Source organism: Streptomyces sp. NPDC048254, assembly GCF_043201895.1.
Classification (GTDB): domain Bacteria; phylum Actinomycetota; class Actinomycetes; order Streptomycetales; family Streptomycetaceae; genus Streptomyces.
This window is the reverse complement of the sequence record NZ_JBICZJ010000046.1, coordinates 1-7128: the sequence shown is the minus strand read 5'-3', so window position 1 is coordinate 7128 and position 7128 is coordinate 1. Positions and strand designations below refer to the sequence as shown.

Here is a 7128-nt window from a genome sequence, read left to right as displayed (position 1 = left end):
CACATCGGCAACGAACTCCGATAACTCACCCCGGAGCCGTTCCACTTCCCCCAGCCTCATACCAAGACGATGCCCACTACCAGGCGAGATCACCCAACGTAACGAAGCACTACTAGCGGCTCACTTCCAGCCGTAGCGCTCGTGCAGCCGGTTGCGTACGAGGTTGAAGCGGCCCCGGTCCAGCGCGCACGCCTCCCGGCGCATGCCGTCCTCGTGCAGCCGCAGCACGCGGTCCACGTCCACCCAGGAGTCGCGCCCCGACCGGTCCCAGGGGCCGCTGCCGATCGCCACCCACTCGCGGTCGTTGTCGTGCCGCTTGCTGGACAGCTGTACGGCGAGCAGCGTGCCGGCCGCCTCGCGGGCGACGACCAGCACCGGCCGGTCCTTGCCCCGCCCGTCGTTCTCCTCGAAGGGCACCCAGGTCCAGACGATCTCACCGGGATCGGGGTCGCCGTCGTGGGCGGGGGAGTATTCGGTGCGCACCCTGCCGACCTCGTGCGGGTCGGCCTCGGTGGTCGCGGTGGGGCCGTAACGGCCGGGGATGTTCTCGTCGTCGGTAAGCGCAGTCACGAGGGCACCCTAAGGGGCCTCAGCCTGCGAGAACAGGCGGGGTCCCGATGCGGCGCAGTTCGGCCTCGACCAACTCGGCGGTGACGTCAGCGCGTTCGATGTGCGGAAGGTGGCCGGCGCCCGGGATCGGCTCGAACCGGCCCTGGGGGAAGGCCTTCGCGTAGGCGGCTCCGTAAGTGGGGGTGACGACACGGTCGCTCTCGCCCCAGATCACCAGCACCGGCTCCTCCACCCGCCCCAGCCGGGGCAGCAGCTTCGGGCTGGTCATCCGGCCGCCGTCGGTGAGCAGCCGCATGGTCGCCATGTTGGCCTGGCGGCGGGCGAGTTCGGCGGCGGGGAGGGTGGCAGGGTCGACGTAGAAGCGGTCCGGGTCGTGCCAGGAGTGCTCGGCCTGGGCGCGCGGATCCAGCGCGAAGAAGTCGGTGACCTGCTCGCCTTCGATGTCCGCGCCGACCGCGTTGATCAGGACCAGGCCGGTGATCAGCCCGGCCGTGTCGCGTATCGCCATCTCGGCGGCGAGCTGGCCGCCCAGTGAGGAGCCGACCACCAGGACGTCGCTCGCCTCGCTGTCCTGGAGCAGGTGCAGATAGGCGACGGCGAGGTCCTCCACGCTCGTGAACCAGTCGGGGCGGGGGGTTCCGTCCCAGCCGGGGTGGACCGGGGTGAGGACACGGCCCGACTCGGCGAGGCGGGCGGCGAGACCGGCGACGGTGGCGGGGCCGCCGCCTCCGTGCAGAACGAGCACCGGGCGGCCGGAGCCGGCCTCGGTCAGGGAGACGGGCAGGTCGGGATACACCTGGGCGGTGCGTTTCGTCGTCATGTCGAGGACTCTAACTAAACATCTTTAGATAAACAAGCTTAGTTATCGGTTAGACTTGGCCCATGCACGATGACCTGCAAGTTCTCGGAAGAGCGGTGAAACAGGCCCAGTACCGGCAGCACCGGGCCATGGACAGCGCGCTCTCGGCCGTCGGCACCACCCTCGCGCAGTGGGACGCGCTGCGCGCCATCGACCGGTTGCCCGGCGCCTCGGCGCGCGAGCTGGCCGCCGCCACCTTCCAGAGCGAGCAGGCCTTCGGCACGCTGGTGGGCCGCCTGGCCGCGCAGGGCCTGGTGGAACGGCGGCCGGGCCACGGGCGGCGCCTCCAGCACCATCTGACCCCGGACGGCGAGCGGATGCTGGCGGCCGGGCACGGGGTGGCCGGCGAGGTCCTCGCCGGATGCTTCGCGGGGCTGACGGCGGCGGAGCGGAGCACCCTGCTGGAGCTGTTGCGGCGGCTCAACGAGCAGGAGTGAGCACGGAGATGCCCCCGGTCCGGCCGGGGGCACCCCTGTTCTTCCGCTGTCGGTCGGTCGCCGGTCTTCCGCGCTCGGCTACTGGCCGACCTCCCGCTCTCGGCTACTCGCCGTCCTGCTCCACCGGCACCTTCTGCGTCTTCGGGGCCGTGACCCCGTTGAGAATCGGCGAAGACTCGTTCGAGGCCTGCCCGTTCTGGTTCATCGACGCCAGCAGCTGGCGGGCCAGCCCCAGTCCGGTACCGCCCATCGTGAGCGCCTTGGCGAACATCTCGCCCATCCCGTCGGCACCGTTGAGCAGCACCATGTTGTCGACGTTGCCGAAGGCCGAAGCGCCGGCCTTGACGATCTCCGGCCAGTTCTCGGCGAGTTGCTGGGCGACGACCGCCTCCTGGTTCTCGGCCAGGGCGGCGGCACGGGCCTTGATGGCCTCCGCCTCCGCGAGGCCCTTGGCCTTGGCCGCTTCGGCCTCCGCCAGACCCTTGGCCTGTGCGGCGGCCGCCTCGGCCTCACCGGTGGCGCGGGTCGCGGCGGCGCTCGCCGTACCCCGGGCCTTGGTGGCCTCGGCCTCGGCGCCCGCGGCCGCCTTGACCCGGGTCGCCTCGGCCGCCGCCGCCAGCTCCGTCTCCTTCGCCTTGGCCTGGGCCGCCGAGATACGCGCGTCACGCTCGGCCTCGGCCAGCGTGCGCTTCTCGTAGGCCTTGGCGTCGGCCGGCTTGCGGACGTCCGCCTGGAGCTGCTGCTCGCGCCGGTGCGCCTCCAGCTCGGCGACCCGCGTCTCCTGGACGACGACCTCCTGCCGGGCGGCCGCGTCGGCGAGCGGGCCGGCCTGGCGGGACTGGGCCGCCGCCTTGTCGCGCTCGGCCTGGTAGCCGGCCTGGAGGATCTCGCTGTCCCGGGTGGCCTCCGCCATCCGGGCGAACGACGCCTGCTCCGCCTCGGTGGCGAGACGATTCGCCTCCGCCTGCGCGATCCGCGCGTCCCGCTGGACGGCGGCCGCGTGCGGCATCGCCAGGTTCTTGATGTACCCGGTCGGATCCTCGATCTCATGGATCTGCAGGGAGTCGACGATGAGCCCCAGCTTCTCCATCTCCGTGCCACAGGCGGCCCGGGTCTGTCCGGTGAGCTTCTCGCGGTCGCGGATCATGTCCTCGACCGTCAACCCGCCCACGATGGACCGCAGATGACCGGCGAACACGTTGTGCACCCGCTCGGACATCATCTTCTGCTGGTCCAGGAACCTGCGGCCCGCGTTGGCGATCGACACGAAGTCGTCGCCCACCTTGAAGATGACCACGCCCCGCACCCGCAGCGGAATGCCCTGCTGGGTCACGCAGTCCACCGACAACTCGGTCTCGTTCAGGTCCAGGGAGAGCTTGCGCACCGCCTGCACGCCCGGCAGCACCAGCGTGCCGCGCCCCGTGACGATGCGGAATCCCATGCCTTCCTCAAGACCCTCGGTCCGATGCTTCGAACCGGAGATGATGAGCGCCTCGTTCGGCTCGGCGACCCGCCACATCATCTTGAACACACCGATCAACACGAGAACGGCGAGAACCGCCACCCCCGCAACGACGCCGACAACCATCGGCATACGCCCCCTTTGCATGGTGCCCTTTCGGCACCGAACGAAGGGAGTGTGCGCCCGTGCGAGCGCGGGGTGAAGACGCTGACGGATCCTTGTTGCAATCTTGACGCATACGCCCCTCACCTGGGGCTACGCTTGCTCAACTGTCGTACGCGGGCGTGACGTAGACCGTCCGCGGCGGCAGGTACTCGACCACCATCACGACCGTGCCCGGCTCGATCCGGGTGCCGCCGTCGGCGGAGTAGGCGAGGAAATGCTCGGCGCCCCCGCGCACCCGGACGATCACCTCGCCGACGAGCCCGGGCCCGATCCTTCCGGTGACCCGCCCCATGAGCCCGACCATCGACGCATCGTCCATGGTCAGAGGGTACGGTCAGGTCAAGCCATGGGAAAGCCGCGGGTCATCGGGCGCAGGTTGTCCGCCGCAGGTCTGTCATGTGGCCTGCGAGTCCGCAGCCATGGCCAGGGCCGGCCAGTGTGCGTGCCAGCGCAGTTCGGCCTCCAGTTGGGCGGCGACGGACACGAGCAGCGGCTCGCTGTCGGCCGGGCCCAGCAACTGTGCGCCCACCGGCAGTCCGTCGCCCACGAACCCGGCGGGCACATTGACGCCCGGCCAGCCGAGCACGTTCCACGGCCAGGCGTAGGGGCAGGCGGCGATCATCGCCCGGTCGGTGGCGAACTGGCCCAGCTCCAGCATCGCGCCGACGCGGGGCGGGGGAGCGGCGGTGGTCGGCGCGAGGATCGCGTCGTACGTCGCGAAGAAGCCGCCGATCCTGTGCCGCAGTGCGCTCTCCGCGCGGCGGGCGGCCCGCAGCGGGGCGCCGCCGAGCAGCCGGCCCAGACGGGCCGCCTCCAGGGTGCGTCGGTCGAGCAGGCCGGGCGCCGGTACCTCGCGGACGCGTTCGGCGATCCCGACCGTGGCGCGGGGAACGAAGGTGAGCCCGATCTGGCCGTAGGGCGGGTCGGCCTCCTCGACGGTGTGGCCCAACGCGGCGAGTTTCTCGGCGAGTTCGAGGACCCGGGCGCGTACGTCCGGCTGGAGGCGGGCGGGCAGCGCGGTGAACGGCGGCTTCAGGGAGAGCGCGATACGCAGCCGGCCGGGGTCGCGGCCGACCGCGTCGGAGACCGTCAACTCCTTCGGCCGGTACGGGTCCTTGGGGTGGTTGCCGCTCGCCGCGTCCAGCAGCAGGGCGGCGTCGGCGACCGTGCGGGCCAGGGTGCCGTTGACGGTGATGCCCTGGAAGGGCTCGCCGCGCGGCCAGGTGGAGATACGGCCGCGCTGGGGTTTGATGCCGACGAGGTGGGTCCAGGAGGCGGGTATGCGCACGGATCCGGCGCCGTCCGAGCCGAGCGCGGCCGGGACGAGCCCCGCCGCGACGGCGGCCGCCGACCCGCCCGAGGACCCGCCGGGGGTGTGCTGCGGCTGCCATGGATTACGGGTGGCGCCGAAGGCCGGCCCCTCGGTGAACGGCCACTGTCCCAGCTCACAGGTGTTGGTCTTGCCGATGATCACCGCCCCGGCCGCGCGCAGCCGTCGTACCGCTTCGCCGTCCTCCGTCGCCGGCGGGAACTCGCCCCGGCAGCCGAAGGCGGTCGGTTCGCCGGCCACGTCCGTGTCGTCCTTCACCGCGACCGGCACCCCGAGCAGCGGACGGCGTACACCGTCGGCCAACTCCCGGTCGGCGGCGTCGGCTTCGGCGAGTACGGCGGAAGTACGGACGATCCGGAAGGCGTTGAGGGAACCCTGGGTTGCCGCGATCCGCGCGAGGGACTCCTCGACAAGCTGACGTGACGTCAGTTCACCTGCCGCCAGGGCACGTACGGACTCGGCAAGGCCCGGTGAACGGTCGTACGGCATGAGAACCCACCTCCGGAAGCATGATGCTTACCGGAGAGTAACGTCGAGTCGGGCCGCGCAGTACAGATTTCGCACAGCCGGCACCCAGCCGTGTCCCAGTCCCGTTCAAGTCATTGACGTGAACCTGCAGTCCCTCCTACTTTCTGCTCGCATTCTCGAACTACGTTCGAAATGACGGACGTCGGGGTGCACCCGCGTCCGCGACAAGCCCAGGGAGAGCCGCCCGTGACCACACGTCCCCCCACCCCGTCCCGCCGCACCCTGCTCCGCGCGCTGACCGCCCTGCCCGCGTCGGCCCTGGTCCTGGGCGAACTGCCCGGACTGCTCGGCACGGCCGAGGCCGCCGCGCCCGCGAGCGGCTACGCCACCCGCTACACGATCGTCCCGTTCCTCAACAGCGACGACGGCACCGTGAACGTCTACCAGTCCGACGACGCCGCCGACTTCCGCCTCCTGCAGTCCTCGGCCTACACCCCGCCGAGCAACCGCATCCGCGACGCCAGCATCTTCAAGCACACGAACGGCTACTACTACCTCACCTACACCACCCACACCTGGCAGGACGTCAGCACCACCATCGGCTTCGCCCGCAGCGCCGACCGGGTCAACTGGACGTTCCTGTACGACTACACGGTCCCGATCGCCGGCCTGTCCCGTGCCTGGGCGCCGGAGTGGTTCGTGGACAGCGACGGCAGCGTCAACGTCATCGTCTCCTGCTCCACGACGGACGACGAGTGGGTCTTCATCCCGTACGTCCTGACGGCCACCAACTCGGCCCTCACGGCATGGACTTCGCCCGTCGCCCTGTCCGGCATCGGCTCGAACCACATCGACACGTACATCGTGAAGGTGGGTTCCACCTATTACGCGTTCACGAAGAACGAGACGGCGAAGTACATCGAGTACGGCACCGCCGCCAGCCTCAAGGGTCCCTACGCGATCTCCAGGACCGGCGACTGGGCGGGCTGGGGCAGCTACCGCGAGGGTCCGTCCGTGATCCAGCTCGACAACGGCGGCTGGCGGATCTTCTTCGACGGCTACGGCGACGGCACCTACTACTACAGCGACAGCTACGACACGTTCGCGACCTGGAGCACGCCCACCGCCCTGCCCACGCTCTCCGGTACGGCCCGCCACTTCACGGTGATCAAGGAGACGGTGTCGGGCGGCACATCGGTGACGAAGAACGCGACCCGCTCCTTCCAGTCCGTCAACTACACGACGAGGTACTGGGAGGAGCAGTCGGCCCTCCTCAACCTCCCGGTCGTGACCGGCTCCAGCGCCGCCGCGGACAAGCAGGCGGCGACCTTCACGGTCGTCGCGGGCCTGGCGGACTCCAACGGCTACTCGTTCCGTGACGTGGCGGGCAACTATCTGCGGCACTACGACTTCCGGGGCCGATTCGATGCCAACGACGGCACGACGACGTTCGCGCAGGACGCCACGTTCATCGCCCGCACGGGCACGAGCAGCGGCTCGGTGCGCTTCGAGTCGTACAACTACCCCGGTTACTACCTGCGCCACTACAACTACCAACTCCGCGTGTCCCTCGCGGACGGCACGGACCTGTTCCGCCAGGACAGCTCGTTCGTTCCGGTGACATCCTGGGCCTGACCTGCACTGCTGCTGACCTGGGCGGATGTTCAGCTGGCCCATCAGTAGTTCCCGCGAGATCCCTCGATTTCCCGGGATTTCCCGCAAGAAGGGCCCGGCGAGCACCAGAAGGCGGTTTCTAGGGGTGGTCGCAACACGTGGTCGTGTTGATCAGGCCGCGAGCAGTTTATGCAGGCGCTCGGCTGGGGTTTCCCAGCCGAGC

General features: G+C 70.1%; 7 protein-coding genes. 2 read left to right on the top strand and 5 right to left on the bottom strand.

What is annotated here, in order from left to right:
• Window positions 1-120 precede the first annotated feature (120 nt).
• Entirely contained in the window at window positions 121-570 is a 450-nt protein-coding gene (locus tag ACGFZQ_RS52140; RefSeq protein WP_351744070.1) for a type II toxin-antitoxin system PemK/MazF family toxin, read from the bottom strand.
• 19 nt (window positions 571-589) lie between these two features.
• Window positions 590-1390 carry an alpha/beta fold hydrolase gene (locus ACGFZQ_RS52135; RefSeq protein ID WP_393846498.1) on the bottom strand — a complete coding sequence of 267 codons (801 nt, stop codon included), beginning with the start codon at window positions 1388-1390 and terminating at the stop codon, window positions 590-592.
• A 62-nt stretch (window positions 1391-1452) separates the two neighbouring features.
• Here ACGFZQ_RS52135 and ACGFZQ_RS52130 point away from each other — a divergent pair, with 62 nt between their 5' ends.
• On the top strand, window positions 1453-1866 hold the full coding sequence (locus ACGFZQ_RS52130; RefSeq protein ID WP_393846497.1) for a MarR family winged helix-turn-helix transcriptional regulator: 414 nt from the start codon (window positions 1453-1455) through the stop codon (window positions 1864-1866).
• 103 nt (window positions 1867-1969) lie between these two features.
• Here ACGFZQ_RS52130 and ACGFZQ_RS52125 read toward each other — a convergent pair whose 3' ends face one another.
• The 3 genes from ACGFZQ_RS52125 to ACGFZQ_RS52115 form a co-directional block, all read right to left on the bottom strand.
• Window positions 1970-3460 (bottom strand): SPFH domain-containing protein, encoded by a 1491-nt coding sequence (locus ACGFZQ_RS52125; RefSeq protein WP_393846496.1) that lies wholly within the window; start codon window positions 3458-3460, stop codon window positions 1970-1972.
• Between the two features lie 133 nt (window positions 3461-3593).
• Window positions 3594-3812 carry a hypothetical protein gene (locus ACGFZQ_RS52120; protein WP_393846495.1) on the bottom strand — a complete coding sequence of 73 codons (219 nt, stop codon included), beginning with the start codon at window positions 3810-3812 and terminating at the stop codon, window positions 3594-3596.
• 75 nt (window positions 3813-3887) lie between these two features.
• Window positions 3888-5312 (bottom strand): amidase, encoded by a 1425-nt coding sequence (locus ACGFZQ_RS52115; RefSeq protein ID WP_393846494.1) that lies wholly within the window; start codon window positions 5310-5312, stop codon window positions 3888-3890.
• A 225-nt stretch (window positions 5313-5537) separates the two neighbouring features.
• Between ACGFZQ_RS52115 and ACGFZQ_RS52110 the strand changes: the two genes are divergently transcribed.
• Window positions 5538-6926, top strand: a complete 1389-nt coding sequence (locus ACGFZQ_RS52110) for a glycoside hydrolase family 43 protein (RefSeq protein WP_393846493.1) — start codon at window positions 5538-5540, stop codon at window positions 6924-6926.
• The last annotated feature ends 202 nt before the right edge of the window (window positions 6927-7128 follow it).

Bases quoted from the DNA above. Each gene is read 5' to 3' on its own strand.
- ACGFZQ_RS52125 (WP_393846496.1), bottom strand. From the start codon at position 3,460: ATGCCGATGGTTGTCGGCGTCGTTGCGGGGGTGGCGGTTCTCGCCGTT.
- ACGFZQ_RS52130 (WP_393846497.1), top strand. From the start codon at position 1,453: ATGCACGATGACCTGCAAGTTCTCGGAAGAGCGGTGAAACAGGCCCAG.
- ACGFZQ_RS52135 (WP_393846498.1), bottom strand. From the start codon at position 1,390: ATGACGACGAAACGCACCGCCCAGGTGTATCCCGACCTGCCCGTCTCC.
- ACGFZQ_RS52115 (WP_393846494.1), bottom strand. From the start codon at position 5,312: ATGCCGTACGACCGTTCACCGGGCCTTGCCGAGTCCGTACGTGCCCTG.
- ACGFZQ_RS52120 (WP_393846495.1), bottom strand. From the start codon at position 3,812: ATGGACGATGCGTCGATGGTCGGGCTCATGGGGCGGGTCACCGGAAGG.